18 protein-coding genes are annotated in these 22,361 nt (G+C 43.1%); 2 read left to right on the top strand and 16 right to left on the bottom strand.

Features of this window, described 5'->3' with window-relative positions; translation table 11 throughout:
• Positions 1–10: 10 nt before the first annotated feature.
• The gene (dxs, locus tag F0227_RS10215) at positions 11–1,894 is read left to right on the top strand and encodes a 1-deoxy-D-xylulose-5-phosphate synthase (RefSeq protein WP_171753099.1); all 1,884 of its coding nucleotides are present in this window, start codon (positions 11–13) and stop codon (positions 1,892–1,894) included.
• Between the two features lie 113 nt (positions 1,895–2,007).
• On the opposite strand, the gene pgpA is transcribed toward dxs, so the two are convergent.
• From pgpA to F0227_RS10145, 14 genes are all read right to left on the bottom strand, one after another.
• A complete protein-coding gene (gene pgpA, locus F0227_RS10210; RefSeq protein WP_171753098.1) occupies positions 2,008–2,511 on the bottom strand; it encodes a phosphatidylglycerophosphatase A in 504 nt (167 codons plus the stop codon).
• Positions 2,512–3,483, bottom strand: a complete 972-nt coding sequence (gene thiL, locus F0227_RS10205) for a thiamine-phosphate kinase (RefSeq protein WP_171753097.1) — start codon at positions 3,481–3,483, stop codon at positions 2,512–2,514.
• Between the two features lie 240 nt (positions 3,484–3,723).
• Complete coding sequence (gene nusB, locus F0227_RS10200; protein ID WP_171753096.1) at positions 3,724–4,191, bottom strand: transcription antitermination factor NusB; 468 nt, start codon at positions 4,189–4,191, stop codon at positions 3,724–3,726.
• On the bottom strand, positions 4,191–4,661 hold the full coding sequence (ribE, locus tag F0227_RS10195) for a 6,7-dimethyl-8-ribityllumazine synthase (RefSeq protein WP_171753095.1): 471 nt from the start codon (positions 4,659–4,661) through the stop codon (positions 4,191–4,193). The genes nusB and ribE overlap by 1 nt, the downstream gene beginning before the upstream one ends.
• A 110-nt stretch (positions 4,662–4,771) precedes the next feature.
• Positions 4,772–5,884 (bottom strand): bifunctional 3,4-dihydroxy-2-butanone-4-phosphate synthase/GTP cyclohydrolase II, encoded by a 1,113-nt coding sequence (gene ribBA, locus F0227_RS10190; protein ID WP_171753094.1) that lies wholly within the window; start codon positions 5,882–5,884, stop codon positions 4,772–4,774.
• A gap of 77 nt (positions 5,885–5,961) precedes the next feature.
• The gene (locus tag F0227_RS10185; RefSeq protein WP_171753093.1) at positions 5,962–6,618 is read right to left on the bottom strand and encodes a riboflavin synthase; all 657 of its coding nucleotides are present in this window, start codon (positions 6,616–6,618) and stop codon (positions 5,962–5,964) included.
• A gap of 7 nt (positions 6,619–6,625) precedes the next feature.
• The gene (ribD, locus tag F0227_RS10180) at positions 6,626–7,735 is read right to left on the bottom strand and encodes a bifunctional diaminohydroxyphosphoribosylaminopyrimidine deaminase/5-amino-6-(5-phosphoribosylamino)uracil reductase RibD (protein WP_171753092.1); all 1,110 of its coding nucleotides are present in this window, start codon (positions 7,733–7,735) and stop codon (positions 6,626–6,628) included.
• Positions 7,736–7,738: 3 nt separating this feature from the next.
• Entirely contained in the window at positions 7,739–8,188 is a 450-nt protein-coding gene (nrdR, locus tag F0227_RS10175; RefSeq protein WP_171753091.1) for a transcriptional regulator NrdR, read from the bottom strand.
• Positions 8,189–8,337: 149 nt separating this feature from the next.
• Positions 8,338–9,603 (bottom strand): glutamate-5-semialdehyde dehydrogenase, encoded by a 1,266-nt coding sequence (locus F0227_RS10170; RefSeq protein WP_171753090.1) that lies wholly within the window; start codon positions 9,601–9,603, stop codon positions 8,338–8,340.
• 10 nt (positions 9,604–9,613) lie between these two features.
• Complete coding sequence (gene proB, locus F0227_RS10165; protein WP_171753089.1) at positions 9,614–10,753, bottom strand: glutamate 5-kinase; 1,140 nt, start codon at positions 10,751–10,753, stop codon at positions 9,614–9,616.
• A 121-nt stretch (positions 10,754–10,874) separates the two neighbouring features.
• Positions 10,875–11,279, bottom strand: a complete 405-nt coding sequence (crl, locus tag F0227_RS10160; protein WP_171753088.1) for a sigma factor-binding protein Crl — start codon at positions 11,277–11,279, stop codon at positions 10,875–10,877.
• Between the two features lie 237 nt (positions 11,280–11,516).
• The gene (gene frsA / locus F0227_RS10155; RefSeq protein WP_171753087.1) at positions 11,517–12,758 is read right to left on the bottom strand and encodes an esterase FrsA; all 1,242 of its coding nucleotides are present in this window, start codon (positions 12,756–12,758) and stop codon (positions 11,517–11,519) included.
• 327 nt (positions 12,759–13,085) lie between these two features.
• Positions 13,086–13,544, bottom strand: a complete 459-nt coding sequence (gpt, locus tag F0227_RS10150) for a xanthine phosphoribosyltransferase (RefSeq protein ID WP_171753086.1) — start codon at positions 13,542–13,544, stop codon at positions 13,086–13,088.
• 46 nt (positions 13,545–13,590) lie between these two features.
• Entirely contained in the window at positions 13,591–14,880 is a 1,290-nt protein-coding gene (locus F0227_RS10145) for an NCS2 family permease (RefSeq protein WP_171753085.1), read from the bottom strand.
• Positions 14,881–15,818: 938 nt separating this feature from the next.
• On the opposite strand from F0227_RS10145, the gene F0227_RS10140 reads away from it, so the two are divergent.
• Positions 15,819–17,288: an aminoacyl-histidine dipeptidase gene (locus tag F0227_RS10140; protein WP_171753084.1), complete on the top strand. Its 1,470-nt coding sequence runs from the start codon at positions 15,819–15,821 to the stop codon at positions 17,286–17,288.
• Between the two features lie 81 nt (positions 17,289–17,369).
• Here F0227_RS10140 and F0227_RS10135 read toward each other — a convergent pair whose 3' ends face one another.
• Together F0227_RS10135 and purL are read right to left on the bottom strand one after the other, a co-directional pair.
• The gene (locus tag F0227_RS10135; RefSeq protein WP_171753083.1) at positions 17,370–17,603 is read right to left on the bottom strand and encodes a DUF3622 domain-containing protein; all 234 of its coding nucleotides are present in this window, start codon (positions 17,601–17,603) and stop codon (positions 17,370–17,372) included.
• Positions 17,604–18,376: 773 nt separating this feature from the next.
• The gene (gene purL / locus F0227_RS10130) at positions 18,377–22,270 is read right to left on the bottom strand and encodes a phosphoribosylformylglycinamidine synthase (RefSeq protein ID WP_171753082.1); all 3,894 of its coding nucleotides are present in this window, start codon (positions 22,268–22,270) and stop codon (positions 18,377–18,379) included.
• Between the last annotated feature and the right edge of the window lie 91 nt (positions 22,271–22,361).

The raw sequence follows: 22,361 nt of genomic DNA, 5'->3' as shown, positions 1-22,361 counted from the left end.
GCTGAATACTATGACTCTTGATATTTCAAAATATCCTACACTAGCACTAGCAGATACTCCGGATGAGCTTCGCTCATTACCTAAAGAGACACTGCCTAAATTATGCGATGAACTGCGTACCTACTTGCTCAATTCAGTAAGCCAGTCAAGTGGCCACTTAGCCTCAGGGTTAGGTACTGTCGAACTAACCGTAGCACTACATTACGTTTATAATACCCCGTTTGATAAACTTATTTGGGATGTTGGCCACCAAGCCTATCCCCATAAAATTCTAACGGGTCGTCGAGATCAACTTCCAACCATACGACAAAAAGATGGGCTTCACCCATTTCCATGGCGAGAAGAGAGCGAATACGACGTACTTTCTGTAGGCCACTCTTCAACATCCATTAGCGCCGCTTTAGGTTTAGCCATCAGCGCAGGAAAAGAAGATCTCGGCAGAAAAGTGGTTAGTGTGATTGGTGACGGTGCGATTACAGCCGGGATGGCATTTGAAGCGATGAATCACGCTGGAGATGTCCATTCTGATATGTTGGTGATACTCAACGATAATGAGATGTCCATTTCCGAGAATGTTGGCGCTCTCAATAACCACCTAGCGCAAGTATTATCTGGCACTCTCTACACCTCCATTCGTGAGGGGGGTAAAAAAGTACTCTCTGGTGTACCACCTATTAAAGAACTGGTTCGTCGTACTGAAGAACATCTAAAAGGCATGGTTGTTCCGGGAACCATGTTTGAAGAGTTAGGCTTTAACTATATTGGTCCTATTGATGGGCACGATGTCAATGAGTTGGTGAAAACTCTAAAAAATATGCGTGGCCTTAAAGGACCTCAGTTTTTGCATATTATGACCAAGAAAGGCAAAGGCTATGAGCCTGCGGAAAAAGATCCTATTGGTTATCACGGCGTACCACGATTTGACCCTAAAGAGAGCAGTTTGCCAAAAAGTAACGGAAGCAAACCTTCTTTCTCTAAAATATTTGGTGATTTCCTGTGTGATATGGCCGCTCAAGATCCCAAACTTATGGCCATTACTCCTGCCATGCGTGAAGGTTCAGGCATGGTGCGCTTCTCAAAAGAATTTCCAGAACAATACTTCGACACTGCTATTGCAGAACAACATGCTGTAACACTCGCGACAGGCATGGCGATTGCAGGTAACAACCCCATCGTCGCTATTTACTCCACCTTTTTACAACGAGGGTATGACCAGCTAATTCATGATGTCGCCATTATGGATCTACCGGTTATGTTCGCGATCGATCGTGCTGGTATTGTGGGTGCAGATGGTCAAACTCACCAAGGTGCATTTGACTTAAGCTTTATGCGCTGTATTCCCAACATGGTGATAATGGCGCCAAGTGACGAAAATGAATGTCGGCAAATGTTATACACCGGTCATAAACATACCGGACCGAGTGCTGTTCGTTACCCTAGAGGAACCAGTATAGGGAGCAAAATTGAGCAGCAAATGACCGCACTTGAGATAGGTAAAGGAAGAGTGATCCGTACTGCTAAGCCAGACACAGATAAAACCAGTGTGGCTATTTTGAGCTTTGGTACCATGCTAGAGCAGACGCTTATCGCCGCGGAAGCAATAGATGCCACCGTTGCAGATATGCGTTTTGTTAAGCCGCTAGATACCGCGCTGATCACTGAATTAGCGAAGCATTACGATGTGCTTATTACAGTAGAAGAAAACGCTATCGCTGGCGGTGCTGGTGCTGGCGTGGTTGAGTTCTTAATGAAAGAAAAACTTATTAAGCCAGTATTAAACCTCGGTTTGCCGGATCAGTTTATCGCTCAGGGTTCACAGCAAGAGATGCTACACGAACTCGGTTTAGATGCGGAAGGGATTGAACAGTCGATACGCGACTACTTGGTAAAATAATCTCACGCTAGCATAAATTAATGCTGGGAGAACAGAGATAAAAACCACACAATAACCTGTTTATTGTGTGGTTTTTTTAAAAATAAACGTTTCGCCGCTAACTCATTAACGAGTTAGACTAACCACCCTGCATAACGACCCACTAGATAAAGTGCTATTGCCGCCATTATTCCGGCAACAACGTCATCTATCATGATCCCTAATCCGCCGTGAATGCGCTTATCCAGCCAACCGATTGGCCACGGTTTGACCATATCAAAAAAGCGAAACAGTATGAATCCGGCAATCAACCACTTCCACTCTGTCGCAGGGATTTTAAGCATTGGAACAATACTCATGGTTATCCAAAAACCGACAAACTCATCCCAAACAATTGAACCATGATCATGAACGCCCATATCATCTGACGCCACTTGGCAAATTTTCACCCCAACAATACCCGTGATAACAATCACCAGTAAATAAACAGGTAACGAAGCTTGTACCAGTAAAAGATAAAGAGGAATTGAGGCTAACGTCCCCATGGTACCGGGCACCACAGGAGAAAGGCCACTACCAAATCCTGTCGCCAACAAATGCCAGATATTTGATAAAGAGAGTTTATCTAAAGGGTTCATCTAGTTAACCTCAAAATGATCATATCCATTAAGTTCCCAATTAAGACGTTTGCCCTGTTTTGATAGCTCAAATACCCCTTGTGGGCGTATCTGACCGATACAAGTAACCGTAGTGCCAATATGAGAAAGAGAGCTGTCAATGCTACCACGGAATTGCTCTGGCACCGTAAAACAGAGTTCATACTCTTCACCACTGGTGAGCGCCATTTTTTGAGCGGCTTCATGGTCGCCACAATATTCAATCAAATATTTAGACAGAGGCAGGTTGTCCACATCAATATATGCCCCTAACTGAGAGCGATGTAAAATATGGCCGAGATCCGCCAATAAGCCATCAGAAATATCAACGCAAGACGAAGCAATGTTCAACAGAGATTGTCCGGCTAAAATTCTCGGAGTGGAAAGATAATGGGCTTGCTCCAGCTGTTCAGCAAATGGACGGCTACGCTTAGTTTCATCTAAAATAACCTGTAAACCGGCCTTACTGCTACCAAGATCGCCAGTCACATATATCCAGTCACCCAATTGAGCACCATCGCGACGCAGAGCTTGGTTTTCGGGTACAAATCCTTGAACGGTTAAGGTTATCGCTAATGGCCCTTTGGTGGTGTCCCCTCCAATAAGCTGGATGCTAAAATAGTCTGCCAGCTCAAAAAATGCATCACTAAACTTCTGTAACCAGACATCATCTTGTTGTGGAAGTGTAAGGGCCATCGATGCCCAAGCAGGCGTAGCTCCCATTGCAGCAAGATCGCTTAAGTTCGATGCTAAAGCTTTATGTGCAATCCAAGCAGGGTCAGCATCAAACAAAAAGTGAGTACCTGCTACCAAAGTATCCGTAGTAATCGCAATTCGTGCATTTTCAGGCGCAGTAACAATGGCACAGTCATCTCCCGCAGCAAGCAGAACATCTTTCCGCTGACTTTGACGATGAGTAAAATACTTTTCTATTAAACTAAATTCACCAGACATAATTTCTTAACGTGTAATGTGGAATAGAAATGAGATCTAAATAACTTTAACTCGGGATAAGAAAGTCAATATATCTTGTATTTTCATTAAGTTATAGGTCAATAAGACTCAATATGGCAATTTTAGCGCTGTTAGACGCTAAAAGGGCTGTGCTGAGAGACTTAAATCATCCCGTGTTGAGGTTAAATAGGTTAGCAAAAAATAAGGCCAGCAAGTGCTGGCCTTATTTCGTTTTATTACTTATTTCTTGCGAACATGTGGTGCGGCTTTATCCAGCACCCCATTAACGAACTTATGACTATCTTCTGCGGCAAACACTTTTGCCAGCTCTATCGCTTCGTTGATAACCACTTTATATGGTACATCGTCACGACGAGTCATTTCATACATTGCTAATCGCAATAACGCTAACTCCATCATATCCAAATCTTGCATAGGGCGAGAAAGGTATGGGCGAAGTTTGCTATCGAGTTCAGTGTGACTAAGTACAACACCAGTCAACAAATCACGAAAGTAAGTGACGTCTGTTTCTGGAGCAAGTAGTGCAGGTTCATCAGCTTGATGTTCCTCTTCACTATACTTATCACCAGATAAGAACTGTTCTTCAAGTGTGGCAACATTTTCTTTGGTTACTTGCCAAGAATATATTGCTTGCAAAGCAAATTGACGTGCATTACGACGTGCGGCTGGTTTCACACTGGCCCCCATTAGGAATCGATTTCAGAAAGAACGTTGATCATCTCAAGTGCGCTTAGTGCAGCCTCTGCACCTTTATTACCAGCCTTGGTTCCTGCGCGTTCAATGGCTTGATCAATAGTATCAACGGTAAGTACGCCGAAAGCTACTGGAAGACTATATTCCAGAGAAACCTGCGCTAAACCTTTATTACATTCACTACATACATAGTCGAAGTGTGGTGTACCACCACGAATCACAGAGCCCAAAGATACAATTGCATCAAACTTACCTGTTTTGGCAACACGTTGAGCTGTAAGAGGTAGCTCTACTGCACCGGGGCAACGAACAACAGTAATGTTGTCTTCGTTTACTTGTCCATGACGCTTTAAAGTATCGATAGCACCAGAAAGTAAACTTTCATTAATAAAGCTATTGAAACGAGAAATAACGATAGCAATTTTTGCATTTGGAGCCGGGAATCCACCCTCGATCACTTTCATAAGCCTTCCTTCAACTAATCCATAAAGTGAGAATCGCCGGATTCTAGCACAAATTTGTGAGCAATATCTACAAAAACTAGAGGCTCACACCAATCCGGCACGTTCTTTTATTACTCGGTTACGTACTCAACCACTTCCAGCCCAAATCCACCTAAAGCATGGTAACGCTTATCATTAGAAGAGAGCAGTTTCATTTTGCTCACTCCCATGTCTGACAGAATTTGAGAACCGATTCCAACACGGCGTGAAGTACCTTGTTTCTTCGCCATTGTTGGTGCATCACCTTTATCTTGTTGCTCAAACATCTTCACTCGGTGAACCAGAAGATCGGTCGGCTCTTCGTGACCAAGAATCACCAACACACCACCTTCATCCCCAATACGCTTCATGGCAGTATCGAGTGTCCAACTGCGCTCAGCGTTACGATTTGAACGAAGAAGATCAGTAAAGACATCATGTAAGTGAACACGCACCAGACAAGGTTTCTCTGCCACCACTTCTCCTTTGCGAAGAGCATAGTGTATTTCGTTGTCTATGGTGTCGCGGTAGGTCACCAAGTCAAAATCACCAAACTCAGTTGGCAGTTTACACTCAGCGACTCTCTCAATAGTGGTTTCGGTATTGTTTCGGTACTCAATCAGAGAAGCGATTGTTCCCAATTTAATGTCGTGCTTTTCAGCAAAAATTTCCAAGTCAGGACGACGCGCCATGGTGCCATCATCATTTAAAATTTCCACAATAACCGATGCAGGCTCTAGCCCAGCAAGACGAGCCAAATCACACCCTGCCTCAGTATGCCCTGCGCGAGTTAAAACCCCGCCTTCTTGAGCCGCAAGAGGGAAAATATGACCCGGTTGAACAAGGTCAGCGGCTTTTGCATTCTTAGCGACCGCGGCTTGAACAGTGACAGCACGATCCGCAGCAGAAATACCGGTTGTAACACCTTCGGCAGCTTCAATGGATACGGTGAAATTGGTGGTGTATTGAGCATTGTTATCTTGGACCATTGGCGCCAAACCAAGATTAATACAGCGCTCTTTAGTCAAAGTTAAACAGATAAGGCCACGCCCGTGCGTCGCCATAAAGTTAATCGCTTCTGGAGTAATATGCTCCGCGGCCATAATGATATCGCCTTCATTCTCGCGATCTTCATCATCCATGAGGATAACCATTTTTCCTAAACGGATATCTTCGATAATTTCTTGTGGCGTACTAATTGGCATTGTTCTTTGTCCTATATATTTTCGAAAATCGTTACTGGGTACTTCCCCCATAAGAGGTTCACCGCTGATTTTCTCTATTATGCAAACCCGTTTTGTTGCAGAAATTCCATGGTCAGTGCTGACTCTTTTTTTTCTGTACTGCTGTTACCTTGAAGCAGACGTTCCATATATCGAGCAAGAACATCTACTTCTAAATTCACTTTTGTTCCGACCTGAAAATTATTGATGGTCGTTTCATCAGAGGTATGTGGCACTATAGTTAGCTTAAAAGCCTGTTTTCTTAAATCATTCACCGTCAGACTTATGCCATCGACTGTGATTGAACCTTTATGGGCGACATACTTAGTTAGCTCTTCAGGTAGCTCTACCCAAAATTCTATAGAGCGACCCACTTGATTACGTTCAACAATGATGCCGACACCATCTACATGCCCAGAAACAATATGACCGCCAAATCGAGTCGTAGGTAACATGGCTTTTTCTAAATTCACCTTGTCACCCACTTGATAGTCGGTAAATCCCGTCATTTTTAATGTTTCTAATGAAAGATCGGCGGTATAGCTATTTTCTGTCATAGCGACAACCGTTAAGCAAACACCATTAGTCGCAATACTGTCGCCTAATTTAACATCTGACATATCCAGTTTTCCGCTATTCACCGTTATGGAGATATCATCCCCTTTGGGTGTGATGGCAGCTAACTTACCCACTGTTTCAATAATTCCAGTAAACATATAACTCTTACTTATTCTTTATCTGTGCAATTAATCGGATATCGGTTCCAACCATTCGCATATCTTTAATTGTTAGATCTATCGCTTGATGCATACTTTCTAAGCCAAGGATATTCACCAACCCTCTTCCATCTGCGCCCATTAATTTAGGTGCTAAATAGATAATCAACTCATCCACTAATCCCTGTTCAATAAAGCTTGCAGCCAGTGATGCTCCGGCCTCCACCCAAATATGATTAGTGTTGTATTTGAGACACGCCTGTTGCAATACTTGCGACAGATCTAACTGCCCACTGTTATCCAAATCAACCTGAAGGTCTGCGACTTCAGTATTGGCTACGGTAACTATAGTTCCATCTCCATCAAACAGCTTCAGAGATTCTGTTAACTTATTTTTGCTGTCTAATATGATACGGATAGGTTGTCGCACATCCTTTTGAGGATAGTGATGTTGAATCGAACACGGCAGATCACTCCAGCGAACATTGAGCGAGGCATTATCATCAATAACCGTTTTACTGCTTGAGAGAATAGCGTCTGCTTGGGCACGAAACTGCTGAACGTCTTGTCTTGCCTCTGGAGAGGTTATCCATTGGCTAACACCATTACTCAGCGCAGTGCGCCCGTCTAAACTGGCTGCCAATTTCAATTGAACAAACGGCGTTCCGTGAGTCATGCGTTTAATAAAGGCAGGGTTTAATGCTGCAGAATCTGATGAAAGCAAGCCGACTTCGACCTCTATTCCCGCTTTGCGAAGCATGGCGACTCCTCTGCCCGCCACTTGTGGATTAGGATCTTCCATTGCACAAATAACTTTAGCAACTTTGGCGTTTATTAACGCTTCAGCACAGGGGGGAGTTCGGCCGTAATGCGAACAAGGCTCTAACGTGACATAAGCGATTGCCCCTTCAGCGTGTTGCGCTGCTTGACGCAGTGCAAACACTTCAGCATGAGGTTGTCCTGCTTGATAGTGATAACCTTCACCGATAACAGCGCCATCTTTAGCGATCACACAACCAACATTTGGATTAGGGGCAGTAGTAAAACGCCCTTTCTTCGCTAAATAAATGGCACGAGACATCATGTCATAATCGAAGCAGGTGAAGCGTTCACTCATGGTTTAATCTTCCAGCTTGGCTATCTCTTCGCCAAACTCTTTAATATCTTCAAAGCTACGATAAACCGAAGCGAAACGAATATAGGCAACTTTATCCAAAATTCTCAGTTGCTCCATAACCAAATTACCGACCATAGCACTTGGAACTTCTCGCTCACCGGTTGCTCTTAATTTGGATTTAATATTACTAATCGACAACTCTATAGAATCTGCGCTGACCGGACGTTTCTCTAATGCTCGCTGAACGCCACCAACCATTTTATCTTCATTAAATGGTTCTCGATTACCATTAGATTTTATCACCTTAGGCATAACAAGTTCTGCGGTTTCAAACGTGGTAAATCGTTCATTACAAGCTAAACATTGACGACGACGGCGAACTTGATGACCATCTGCAACTAATCGTGAATCAATGACTTTAGTATCATTCTCTGAACAGAACGGGCAATGCATATTACCTCCATGGCACTATTGTTCCCCACTCTGAGAAAGAGCTAGGGGTGATTATTATCGAATTGTCGACACAGTGTAACGGAATAAAAAAACACTGGCGAGAGAAACCAAAAGGGCTCTTGTGATAGAGCCCAATATTTTATCGTTTTTTAAGGTCTTGCCAAGTAATTCGCTTTGCCGACCCACTTGTAACTGGTCAGTTCTTCCAGTCCCATTGGCCCTCTGGCATGCAGCTTTTGTGTTGATACTGCGACTTCCGCACCTAAACCAAATTGCGCACCATCGGTAAAACGAGTAGAAGCATTAACATACACCGCGGCAGAACCTACGGAGTTAATAAAGCGCTCTGCGTTTTCAAGATTATTTGTCATGATCGCATCAGAATGACTCGCGTTATGCACTCGCATATGTTCAATCGCATCTTCTATTCCGTCGACCACTTTGACGCCAAGAGTGAAACTTAACCACTCAGTATCAAAGTCACCGTCACCAGCATCACGTAGCAATTCGGTATTATTAAACTCACAGTGACTTAAGATAGTCTTCGCTCTCGCCTCAGCAACAAACGTCACTTTCTCATTCAACTGACTGGCCAGCATTGGCAAAAATGACTCTGCTACCGTTTTATCAATGAGCAAAGTATCCAAGGAGTTACACGCTGAAGGACGCTGAACTTTTGAGTTCTCGACAACTTTCAGTGACTTTTCTAAATCCGCGCTGCTATCAACAAAGATATGGCTAATACCAAAGCCACCAATAATGACGGGGATTGTGCTGTTCTCTTTACACATTTTGTGCAAACCAGCACCACCGCGAGGAATGATCATATCCACGTAATCATCGAGCTTAAGCAGTTGAGAGACCAACTCACGATCTGGCTTCTCGATATATTGTACCGATGCGGCAGGTAGTTCAGCCTTTTGCAACGCAAACTGTATCACCTTCACCAACGCCATGTTGGAGAAAAAGGTCTCTTTTCCTCCACGTAAAATACTGGCATTACCGGTTTTAAGGCACAAAGCCGCGATATCAATCGTCACATTGGGACGCGCTTCATAGATAACGCCGACAACACCAAGCGGAACGCGGCGGCGAGAGAGAGACATGCCATTATCGAGCACTTTGCTATCTAACTCACTACCCACAGGATCATTCAAACCAATAACATTCCGAACATCGTTGGCTATACCGTGAATCCTTTCAGGGTTGAGCAACAACCTATCTAGCAGAGCATCAGATAACCCCGCTTCGCGGCCTTTATCAATATCAATTTTATTAGCAGCAAGAATATCTTCAGCGTTAGCTTCAAGTTCATCGGCAATAATCGCTAATGCGCGATTCTTTTGTGCTGTTGGCGCGGTGGCCAGATGAAAAGCGGCATCTTTGCCTGCTTTTCCCATTTGAATGAGTTCCACGTTACTTTCCTTATTCATGAATCACCACCAGATCGTCTCTATGAATCACTTCTGAACCATAGTCATAACCTAGTGTTGAACCAATATCTTTACTGTGCTTTCCAGCAATTTTAACTAAATCTGAACTAGAGTAACTAGACAAACCTTTAGCAATCAGCTCGCCATTACTATTTCGCACTCTTGCCACCTCACCACGAGCAAAATGACCGGTAATTTTTGTTACCCCTTTAGCTAGCAAGCTACTGCCTCTTTCGACAACCGCCTTTATCGCGCCATCATCAATGGTAATATCACCGGAGGCGATTGGCCCTGCCAGTATCCAGCGTTTTCTATTTTCCAGCGCCTCTGGTAATGGCAAAAATCGAGTCCCTTGAGGTTGTTCGCCCAGCGACTGATAAATCACATTTTCAGCACTACCTGCTGCAATAATAACCTCAATACCTGCTCGACGAGCAATATCTGCCGCTTGAAGTTTGGTCGCCATGCCTCCCGTACCCAATGACGAGCCACTGCCACCTGCTATTTTGCGTAATGTTTCATCGATGGTGCTCACTTCACGAATAAGCTCAGCATTAGGGTTACTTCTTGGATCTGCGGTAAACAGTCCCGGTTGGTCAGTCAACAGCAACAGTTTATCTGCACTACACAGAATCCCGACTAAAGCGGATAAATTGTCATTGTCACCCACCTTGATTTCGGAGGTAGCCACTGCATCGTTTTCATTCACAATAGGAATGATATCGTTATCGACTAAAGCATTAATGGTGTCTCTGGCATTAAGAAAGCGCTCTCTGTCTTCCAGATCCGCTCGGGTTAACAGCATTTGACCAATCTTAATATTATAGATGGCAAATAACGATTCCCAGACTTGGATTAACTGACTCTGTCCAACCGCAGCCAGCAGTTGTTTGCTAGCCATTGAATTCGGTAATGCGGGGTAAGCTAAATGTTCTCGACCAGCGGCAATCGCACCAGAAGAAACCATAACAACAGAGTGCCCTAGTTTCTTCAATTCCGCACACTGTCTAACAAGCTCAACCATATGAGCTTTATCTAGTTGGAGTGTGCCTCCGGTTAGTACACTGGTACCAAGTTTGACGATAATTGTCTTGGCTTGCGTCGTTTTCTGATTTTGTGCTTTGCTTGTCATACTGATTACATTTTGAGAACGGCATTAGAAGTGATGTTTTATCAATCAAGCGGTGATTACACAAGCAGAAAAGGCGCTAAAAAGCGCCTTTTGATACAAATAATAACTATTACTTAGAAAATCAGGCAATTTCTTCTGATTCTTTCGCTATTTCCATCTTTAATTCAAAGCGCTCTTGCAGCACTTTATCTAACTTAGCAATAAATTCTGTTTGCGTTCTCGCGGTCTCAACTTGGGCAGCTTTAGGGAGCGTTTTAGCAACCCAATCACCTTGTTGGTTATAAATACCAAACCGAAACATCGCGATATAACTGTTTTGACTCTCTGCTGCCGGAGCCGCATCGAGTTCCATCCACCAACCCCAAAATTCCCGCTCTTCAGGTGATTTTTTGTCATCCACGCAAACCGACAAACAATCAAATAGGTAATGCCCTTCTCTAGAATCTGACTCTCGCAAATATGGCCCTATTGCTCTTAACGCACTAAGCAATCTGAAGTGTGTTGGTGCTGCCGCCAATTCGGTCATATAAAAACTCCATTTTTTTATACTTAAGGTGATTTCCTAATATACTCAAGCAACCTCAATATGTTTGTTCAGCGAAAATAGTAAGGAAAGCCATTCCTTCTGTTATTTTATTGGTTCTGAACACATTGATATTGTTATGAATCCTTCATCATGAGGTCACACTGGAATAACTATATTAGTTTCTCACAAAATACTAACATAGTCCCCTATGCTACACACAAAATGAAGAGCCTGTCATTAGATTAATTCATCTTCCAGCCATTTAATCGCTAAATCTAGCGATTGTTCATAACCTACGGAGATGGATTTAGAGGAAATTTGTTTCGCTTTACCGTAGTGACTAAACAGTGCCGCCAACTTATTGTCTGAGTACGGCGAGACGGGATCACCTTCTAAAGCAAGCGCCAATACAGGTACTTTGGTTCTCTTGCTGCTTAAAAACCCTTGAACTTTCAGAGACCAGGCCATCATTTGTCCAGCTAAGCTGTTTACATCCACAACATTTTTTCCTAGACGCGACGCTAGAACATCCAGATACATCTTTGGCATATTCTTCACTTTATCTGCCGAAGAGAGGGTGTCATGAATAGGAGCCCCCAAAGCTACACACGCTTTTATTTTGTCCTGCTCAATAAACGAAAGTCTCAGCATGGCATTTCCACCAAAGCGATAACCCAGCAAACCAACACTGTGGTGGTCAACCCAAGGTAAGTGAGCCAACTCTTCGAGAACAGCCCGATGCAGTTTGCATGAGTCTTCGGTTAACTGCCAATGACTGCTGCTGCCAACCGAAGGCATATCTACCGTCAACATAGCAATCTCTTTCTCTGCTAGATAATCCCGAAAGATTCGCCACAGATCCGTTTGTAAGCTATCCAAACCAGCACTCACAATAACCACAGGAAGTGGACGTTCGGTATGAGGAAGGTGCAGATTGGCTTGAATGCTTTTTCCTTGGAATGGAACACTAATTTGACGCGTAATATAACGGCTATTTTTCATTGCTTCTTCATAAGCAGAGCTCGCTAATACCTGCGCCTGAATAGCCAGATTATCCCCTTTTAAATGTGGGTAACCGGCAATACTAAAACATAAACTCGCAGTGAAAAACTCATCTGAAGCTTCATCCCCAGTAAGATCTGCCGCTCTCTTCTGGTGTCTCATGCCCAAGCTAGTCCACTCATAAGCCCAGTTTCCCGGGCGATAGCCAATCACCGTATCTAACCATTGGTCTTCAGTGCGTGAATGTTCAGAGGAAGCGATGCGTGCTAACACTTCTTCCTGCTCTATCGGGTCAATACCTTGCCATATCCACTGATATCGACGAAGGTTTCGATACCATGAGTACTGTTCCTGCTGCTTTTTTTCCGCTAGAAACTCGAGACTACTAGGCATATATTGCGTCAAACTTGACGTCTCTTTGCCCTGACGATGTTTCTTAAACAGTTTTTCTGATAGATTTTTTTGATTTTCAGACATGGTAATACATACAAAAATAGCGAAGATAACAATATAATATACCAATGGCATTAATTATCTAGCCAGAATAAACCCAAGCCCACAAACCGTATATCCTTCTGCAACCATTCATTTCATTCAACAAACCACATCTGCTCGAGTAAAGCTGTATTTTGCTTTAACAACATTGTGTTTGTGTCTGCTCAAACGCAGTTAAAGAAGCGCAGTTTTATTTACCGAACAAACAAGTATTAACCGAACAAGCAGTATTAACAGGCTGCACAAATTCGTTGGGCAAAAAAAATGCCCCTAACGGGGCATTGTTAAATTAGTTCAATAAAGTCACAGTTAAGGTTTATTGATAGGATCTACGTATGCGATTTCCATGTCCCACGGCTGTTCAATCCAGGTATCTTGAGGAATAGAAACAATGTATTCATCCACAAGATCAGCACCCGCAGGTTTTGCACATACAGTAATCAGTTTCGCTTTAGGGTACATTTCACGAAGTTGACGAGCGGTATCGCCACTGTCAACTAAGTCATCAACCACTAAGTAACCTTCACCATCACCTTCTGGCGCTTTAAGCACACTCATATCACGTTGATGATCATGGTCGTAACTTGAAATACAAACCGTGTCCACGTAACGAATACCCAATTCACGAGCGAGAATTGCAGCAGGTACTAAACCTCCACGGCTCACACCGATAATACCTTTCCACTGTTCAGCAGGCATTTGACGCTCTGCTAACTGGCGACAATACACTTGCATGTTGTCCCAAGTAATGATGAATTTATTACTCATATTAATAATACCTGTTCTGGCTCGATAAATAGCAAAGCAATAGCAATTACGCTAGAGCAAATTTAAGTGCAAAAATGACAGCTAGAACCCAGACGCTAATAGAAACCTCACGGCCTTTACCACTAAAGCCTTTGATCGCCGCATAAGCAATAAAGCCAAGCGCAATACCATCAGCGATAGAGTAAGTTAACGGCATAAGTAGGCAAATAACCACCACTGGAGCTGCTTCTGTTAAGTCGCGCCAATCGATTGCTACTAAACCTGACATCATCAAAATCGCTACATAAAATAGCGCGCCTGATGTTGCATACGCTGGGATCATACCTGCTAATGGCGAGAAGAATAATGCAAGTAGGAACAAAATGCCAACCACAACTGCAGTTAATCCGGTACGGCCACCCGATGCGACACCAGAAACACTTTCAATATAAGAAGTTGTGTTTGAGGTGCCAAGCAAGGCCCCTACAGAGGTTGCTGTAGAATCAGCGAGTAATGCTCTGTTAAGACGAGGAATTTTTCCATCTTCTTTAATTAGATCCGCTTTGGTTGCAACACCAACTAAGGTTCCTGCAGTATCAAACAAGTCAACAAACAGGAATGCGAATACGACAGAGATCATACCAACATCAAACACAGCAGAAATATCTAGCTGCATAAACGTTGGCGCGATACTTGGTGGTGTAGAGATGATTCCACCAAATTGAACATCACCAAACAACACACCTAATGCGGTAACCACCAAAATTGCAATCATTACCGCCGCTTTAAAGCCACGGTGAACTAAAGCAATCGTTAAAAAGAAACCAATCGCAGCCAAAATACCTTGTAGTGAGGTCACTGAACCCAAAGAAACCAATGTTGCCGGGTTGTCACCAACAATACCTGCGCCTTGAAGAGCAATAAACGCTAAGAAAAGACCGATACCAGCAGAGATACCTGTTCTTAAAGACATAGGAATGGAGTTAATGATCCACTCACGAATTTTGAATACGCTCAATAGGATAAACAAAATACCGGAAAAGAATACTGCCCCTAAAGCCACTTGCCAGGTGTACCCCATGCCAAAAACAACAGAGTAAGTGAAGAAAGCGTTCAACCCCATTCCCGGAGCTTGAGCGATAGGATAATTAGCAATAAGGCCCATGATGAAACAACCAATAGCCGCGGCCAAACAAGTTGCTACAAAAACGGCACCACGATCCATGCCTGTTTCAGACAAAATGGCCGGGTTTACAAAAATTATGTAAGCCATGGTTAGAAAAGTGGTCATCCCTGCGATCACTTCAGTGCGAACATTAGTCCCATTTTCACTGAGCTTAAATAGCTTTTCCAGCATAATAAGTTTTCCCTAAAACTAAATTTTAAATTAAATAGTAAACGATTGCGTAAACGATTGGCGCGAATTATAAAGTTATCAAATTACAAATTCCAGCCTCAATTTATATAAAAGCAGTAAATTTAAAGAAAACAATGTTTAACAACATATCAGTCAATGTTAAAAATCATCATAAGAGACTGATTAAAATCAACATATTGTTATTTATTAGCCTGAGACCACAGTGATGTTTATTTGTTCTATATCAATATTTAAAAGCCATTAAAGGCTAATTAATTGCCGTATAATCGCTTCATTTGGCTCATATCTTCATAGCCAATGCAATAACCCTCATAACAGAACAAAAATGTAATGGATTACATTTTAAAATAAAAAAAACGCCACTCAAACTGAAGTGGCGTTAGAATATTTTCAACCAAATGGGTTGTAATAAAATTCCAATATATGGGGGTTGAACTTAACGTTCATATCACAAGTAATTGCGAATTTTGCTTAGTATCCGAAGCTAGAAGGATACTGGAAGTTTTGAGTGTAAACTGATGAATTAACCCAAAACTCTGAAGAAACTAAACCTTTCATATTTATCACCTTTTAATCAATTAATGTTGTTTGACTCTCGGTTCCCTGGAGGCGATGTACGGGCTCTTTTCCTTGAGCATTTACTCTTCGTCTCAGAAGATGGTGCTACCATATCATCATGAAATTTAATTACAACAAAAAAGTGACGAAAGTCACATTTATTTTATTGAAGCTATATAAAACCGCATTACATGTAAGTTAATTACAGAAAGTGACTGGGTAATCAATAATCGTTACAACTTAGTTCAAGACTTTTCCAATCAACCCTTCTGTCGTTAGTTTCTCAGTGATATGATGCAGCCCTTAACAAGTTTGACTATATATAAATAAAGGTTTCAGGCCTTTAAAAGGAGTAATCTGTGTCTAATTATCATTCGGAAATAAGCACTCTTTCGCCAGAGCCTGTTTGGCAGTTTTTCGATAAAATTTGCTCTATTCCCCACCCTTCCAAGCATGAAGAAGCATTAGCACAGTACATTGTTGACTGGGCTAAAGAGCAAAGCCTTGATGTAAGAAGAGACGCCACTGGTAACGTATTTATTAAAAAGCCAGCAACAGAAGGGATGGAGAACCGTAAAGGTGTGGTTTTACAAGCCCATATTGATATGGTTCCTCAAAAGAATGAAGACACAAAACATAACTTCGAAACCGATGCGATTCAACCTTATATCGACGGTGATTGGGTAACAGCAAAAGGAACCACTCTTGGTGCCGACAACGGCATGGGAATGGCATCTTGTTTAGCTGTGCTCGCTTCTAATGAAATTAAACATGGCCCTCTTGAAGTGCTACTTACCATTGATGAAGAAGCTGGCATGACAGGCGCATTTGGCCTTGAAGAAGGTTGGCTTGAAGGCGACATACTGCTTAACACTGACTCAGAACAGCAAGGCGAAGTTTATATGGGCTGCGCTGGTGGTATCGATGGCACCATCACTTTTGATGTTAAACGTGAAAAAATTCCTGCAGGTTATGTTACTAGAGAACTGTCTTTGAAAGGTCTAAAAGGCGGACACTCAGGTTGTGATATTCACACTGGTCGTGGTAACGCCAACAAGCTACTTGGCCGATTCTTAGCGGGTCACGCAGAAGAACTAGAATTACGCATTATTGATTTCCGTGGCGGCAGCCTCCGTAACGCCATTCCACGAGAAGCCTTTGTTACTGTAGCGGTACCTATGGTCAATGAGGGGCTGTTAAATGAACTGTTCACCAAGTTCATTAATATTCTTAAATCTGAGTTAGGTAAGATTGAAACCAATATCCTTCCGCTATACGAAATTGTTGAAACTGAAAATCAGATGTTTGCACAAGAATCACAAGATCGTTTTATCGCCGGATTAAATGCCTGTCCTAACGGTGTAATTAGAATGAGTGATGATATCGAAGGTGTTGTAGAAACTTCCTTAAACGTCGGTGTTATCACGACTAAGAAGAGTAAAGTTATTGTTCACTGCTTGATTCGTTCCCTTATCGACTCAGGACGTAGTCAGGTAGAAGGAATGCTCGCTTCTATTGCCAAACTAGCAGGTGCAAAAGTTGAGTTTAACGGCGCTTATCCTGGATGGAAACCTGATGCCGACTCTGAAATCATGCATATCTTCCGCGATGTTTATGAAGGCATTTACGGTAACAAGCCAAACATTATGGTGATTCACGCTGGTCTAGAGTGTGGCCTGTTTAAAGAACCGTATCCAAATATGGATATGATTTCATTTGGCCCAACGATCAAGTTCCCTCACTCTCCTGATGAGAAAGTAGAGATCAGTACAGTGGCACTATTTTGGGAACAAATGGTTGCTATTTTAGAGAATATCCCTAAGAAATAGTCCATTTCTCAATAACCTTAATACTGAATGCAAAAGGGCCTGACATCATTAAATGTCAGGCCCTTTTTTAATCTTTAAGCATTACTCTTGATCAGCTTTACGCATCGCAGATTTGCGTTTATTACGATCAGCTTGCAGAGCAATAAAGCTTGGTAGCTCTTTTTCTGCCCAAGCAATCGCATCGGCTTCTGATTCAAAGCCCATTTCTCTTTTCGATACAACACTACGCTTTGAAGAGACTTGGCGTACAATTTCTGCAGTCCAGCCACTACGTTTTTCAACAACATTATAGCTAAACTTCTTACTGCTACTCATTTTCATTCCCATTACTGTACATAAAAGAGCCAATGCTCCTTTTTATGGGCGCATTTAAACATATTCGTCCGTAAATTGCTGCAAATAAAAACACCAATCAACAATTGCCGGTTTGAAACAAGTAACCGCCAGTTATTAAAAAGAAAGGAGTGTAGGCTACTAAATTCGTAATGTCTGTTTGCCGAAGGTTCATATCGGTTTAGAACAAGTGACGGCCACCAGATCAAGGAAAAGGCGCGCAGTTTACAAGTGTAAATGAGCATCTGTTTAAGCGTAATTGGTGTCATTACGAGGTTTTTCCAAAAACTTAATATCGGTTTAGAACAAGTGACGACCACCAGATCAAGGAAAAGGCGCGCAGTTTACAAGTGTAAATGAGCATCTGTTTAAGCGGAATTGGTGTCATTACGAGGTTTTTCCAAAAACTTAATATCGGTTTAGAACAAGTGACGGCCACCAGATCAAGGAAAAGGCGCGCAGTTTACAAGTGTAAATGAGCACCTGTTTAAGCGGAATTGGAGTCATTACGAGGTTTTTCCAAAAACTTAATATCGGTTTAGAACAAGTGACGGCCACCAGCTCAAGGAAAAGGCGCGCAGTTTACAAGTGTAAATGAGCACCTGTTTAAGCGGAATTGGTGTCATTACGAGGTTTTTCCAAAAACTTAATATCGGTTTAGAACAAGTGACGGCCACCAGCTCAAGGAAAAGGCGCGCAGTTTACAAGTGTAAATGAGCACCTTTGACGCAGAAATGGTGGTCGTCACGCCGTTATCAACCGATATTAACGCGCACGTTACGGAACATCCGCATCCACGGCCCACTCTCACCCCATGAATCAGGAGCCCAAGAGTTAGCAACCGTACGGAACACACGCTCCGGGTGAGGCATCATGATAGTCACTCTGCCATCTTTAGTTGTTAAACCTGTAATAGCATTTGGCGAACCATTCGGGTTATTTGGGTATTGCTGAGTAGCGACACCGTTATTGTCTACATATCGCAGCGCGACCGTTGCCGATTGTTCAATTGCAGATAGATGGTCACTATCGCGAACCTCCACGCGTCCCTCTCCGTGAGAAACCGCAATAGGTAGACGAGAACCTTCCATTCCAGCTAAAAATAGTGAATCTGATTTTTGTACTTCAACTAGACTAAAGCGCGCTTCAAAACGCTCAGACTCATTGCGGACAAATCTTGGCCACAACTCGGCTCCCGGAATAAGATCATGTAGATTTGAGAGCATCTGACAGCCATTACAGACACCTAATGAGAAGGTATCTTTTCGATTAAAGAAGCCTTCAAACTGATCTCGCGCTTGGGGGTTAAATAGAATGGATTTAGCCCAACCTTCACCAGCCCCTAAAACATCACCATAAGAGAAGCCACCACACGCGGCTAATCCATGATATTCATCTAGTACTGCCTGTCCTGTTAAGATGTCGCTCATATGGATATCAACACTATCAAAACCGGCACGATTAAATGCAGCGGCCATCTCTACATGAGAGTTGACACCCTGCTCACGTAGTATCGCCATCTTAGGTTTTGCACCTTTAGCTATGTAAGGTGCTGCAACATCTTGGTTTACATCAAAGGTTAAATGTACATTTAAGCCGGGATCATCCTTATCGGATTTAGCGGCAAACTCTTGATCTGCGCATTTTGGATTATCCCTAAGCGCTTGCATTTTATGAGTCGTCTCAGCCCAAATCGAACGCAGCTCCGTTCTAGAACGCAACACCACATTTTGACCGTTAACAGCAATGCTTATGCTATCACTCTGCTCCACTTGACCAATTATGTGGCTGCAATCTGCAAGCTCAAATGAGTTAAGCACTGACATAACATAATCCAGTTGGCTATTTTCAACCTGAATAACCGCCCCTAACTCTTCATTAAATAGTACGCTAAGCGGAGAATCACCTAGTTCTTGGATGTCTATATTTACACCACAATGACCAGCGAACGCCATTTCGGCTAAGGTTACAAACAGACCGCCGTCACCTTTATCATGGTATGCCACCACTTTATCTTCACTAACGAGTTTCTGTACTGCGTTAAAAAACGATTTTAATTGCGGTGCATTATCAACATCGGCCGGTTTATCCCCCAGTTGTTTATACACCTGAGCTAACGCAGTGGCTCCCATACGATTTTTGCCGTTACCTAAATCAATAAGTAGCAGGCTAGACTCACCTTTATCGGTACGTAGTTGTGGAGTCACTGTTTTACGAACATCATCAACACGAGCAAAAGCAGTAATCACTAGTGATAGAGGAGAGGTTACCTCTTTATCTTCTCCATCATCCTGCCATTTCGTTTTCATCGACATCGAGTCTTTGCCAACAGGAATCGTTAGCCCTAGCGCAGGACAAAGCTCTTCACCGACCGCCTTGACCGCTTGGTATAATCCGGCATCTTCTCCCGGGTGCCCAGCTGGAGACATCCAGTTAGCCGAAAGTTTAATGTGCTTTAAATCACCAATATCAGTAGCCGCAATATTGGTTAGGGATTCACCTACAGCCAGCCTTGCTGACGCCGCAAAGTCGAGCAATGCGACTGGCGTTCGCTCACCCATCGACATCGCTTCACCGTGATAAGTGTCGTAACTAGCAGCCGTTACCGCACAGTTGGCAACTGGAATTTGCCAAGGCCCAACCATTTGGTCTCGCGCAACTAAGCCCGTAACAGAACGGTCACCGATAGTAATTAAGAACGTTTTTTCCGCTACCGCAGGCAAACGTAGAATGCGCTCAATAGCCTCATTAATTTCGATATCACCACACTCTAACGCCGCATTACTCGCTTTAAGAGTGGTCGCCTCGCGATGCATTTTTGGCGTCTTACCTAATAAGATATCCATTGGCATATCAATAGGTGTGTTATCAAAATGGCTATCTTCCAGCGTTAGATGACGCTCTTCTGTTGCCACACCAACAACCGCATAAGGGGTTCGCTCTCTCTGGCATATAGCATCGAATATTTCCATATTTTCAGGTGCAACGGCGAGAACATAACGCTCTTGAGACTCATTACACCAGATCTCTAACGGGCTCATTCCTGGCTCATCATTTGGCACATTTCGAAGCTGGAATCGTCCACCTCGTTCGCCATCATCCACTAACTCAGGTAGTGCGTTGGAGATACCACCAGCACCGACATCATGAATAAAGGCAATTGGGTTCTCTTCTCCAAGCTGCCAGCAACGATCGATCACTTCCTGACAACGGCGTTCCATTTCTGGGTTTTCTCGCTGAACAGAAGCAAAATCCAAATCTTCTGCCGACTGTCCTGATGCCATGGAAGAGGCAGCACCACCACCTAAACCGATATTCATAGCAGGCCCACCAAGTACAATTAGGCTGGCTCCCACTGGAATTTCACGCTTTTGAACATGGCCATCTCGAATATTTCCCATACCACCAGCGATCATAATCGGCTTATGGTAACCACGAACCTCTTCACCATTATGGGAATTTACTTTCTCTTCATAAGTACGGAAGTAACCGAGCAGATTTGGACGACCAAATTCGTTATTAAATGCTGCGCCACCTAATGGCCCTTCTAGCATAATATCTAGCGCAGTAACAATTCGCCCCGGTTTACCAAAATCGCTTTCCCAAGGCTGAACGAAATTCGGAATTTTCAAGTTTGATACGGTAAAACCAACCAATCCCGCTTTTGGTTTCCCCCCAATACCTGTGGCACCTTCGTCTCTAATTTCACCACCAGATCCTGTTGATGCGCCCGGCCACGGAGAAATTGCTGTTGGGTGATTATGAGTTTCGACCTTCATTAAAATATGGGCATCTTCTTGGTGATAACCATATTCACGAGTATCTGGATCAGGGAAGAATCGACCAACTTTAGAGCCAGTCATTACTGCTGCGTTATCTTTATAAGCTGACAACACATGCTCTGGAGTGGTTTCGAAAGTGTTTTTGATCATTTTAAACAGCGATTTATCCTGCTTAACACCATCAATGGTCCAGTCGGCATTAAATATTTTATGACGACAGTGCTCTGAGTTTGCCTGTGCAAACATCATCAGCTCAATATCATTCGGATTTCGCTTTAGCCCTTTAAAGCTATCAACTAGGTAGTCGATTTCATCATCAGCTAAAGCCAAACCTAATTCTGTATTTGCTCGCTCTAATGCGTTTCGGCCACCAGCCAGTACATCAACCTCGACCACAGGGGCAGGTTGTGAAACAGAGAACAGCTGCTGAGCCATCTCCAATGAAGAGAATACCGATTCCATCATACGATCATGAATCAGTGACTCCACCACGCTATTCTGTTGCGGGGACAAAGGGGCACTTGTAACGATATAGTAAGCACAGCCTCGTTCTAAGCGTTTAACTTTATTTAACCCACAGTTATGAGCAATATCGGTCGATTTCGATGACCATGGAGAGATGGTTCCGGGGCGAGGAGTAACAAGAATAAGAGTACCCTGTGGTTTATGCTCTTTTATTGTCGGTCCGTAGGTAAGTAATTTTTCTAACTTCTCCAGTTCAGACTGATGCAAATCTTCACTCAGATCAGCAAAATGGACAAACTCAGCATATAAATCAGTAACAGGTAAGCCTTGCTCCTGACAAAGTTCAATCAGTTTATTCACACGAAACTCTGAAAGAGCTGGGGAACCACGCAAAATTCTCATGTGCTTAGGTCTCTTTAGTTAGGTAATATTGGTATAAATTCAAACAGTTAACTAACAAACCACGTAAATTCACACCAATGCTACCTATTGG

The organism is Vibrio sp. 99-8-1 (assembly GCF_013114595.1).
In the GTDB taxonomy this organism is placed as follows: Bacteria; Pseudomonadota; Gammaproteobacteria; order Enterobacterales; family Vibrionaceae; genus Vibrio.
This window is presented reverse-complemented; position numbering and strand designations above follow the sequence as displayed.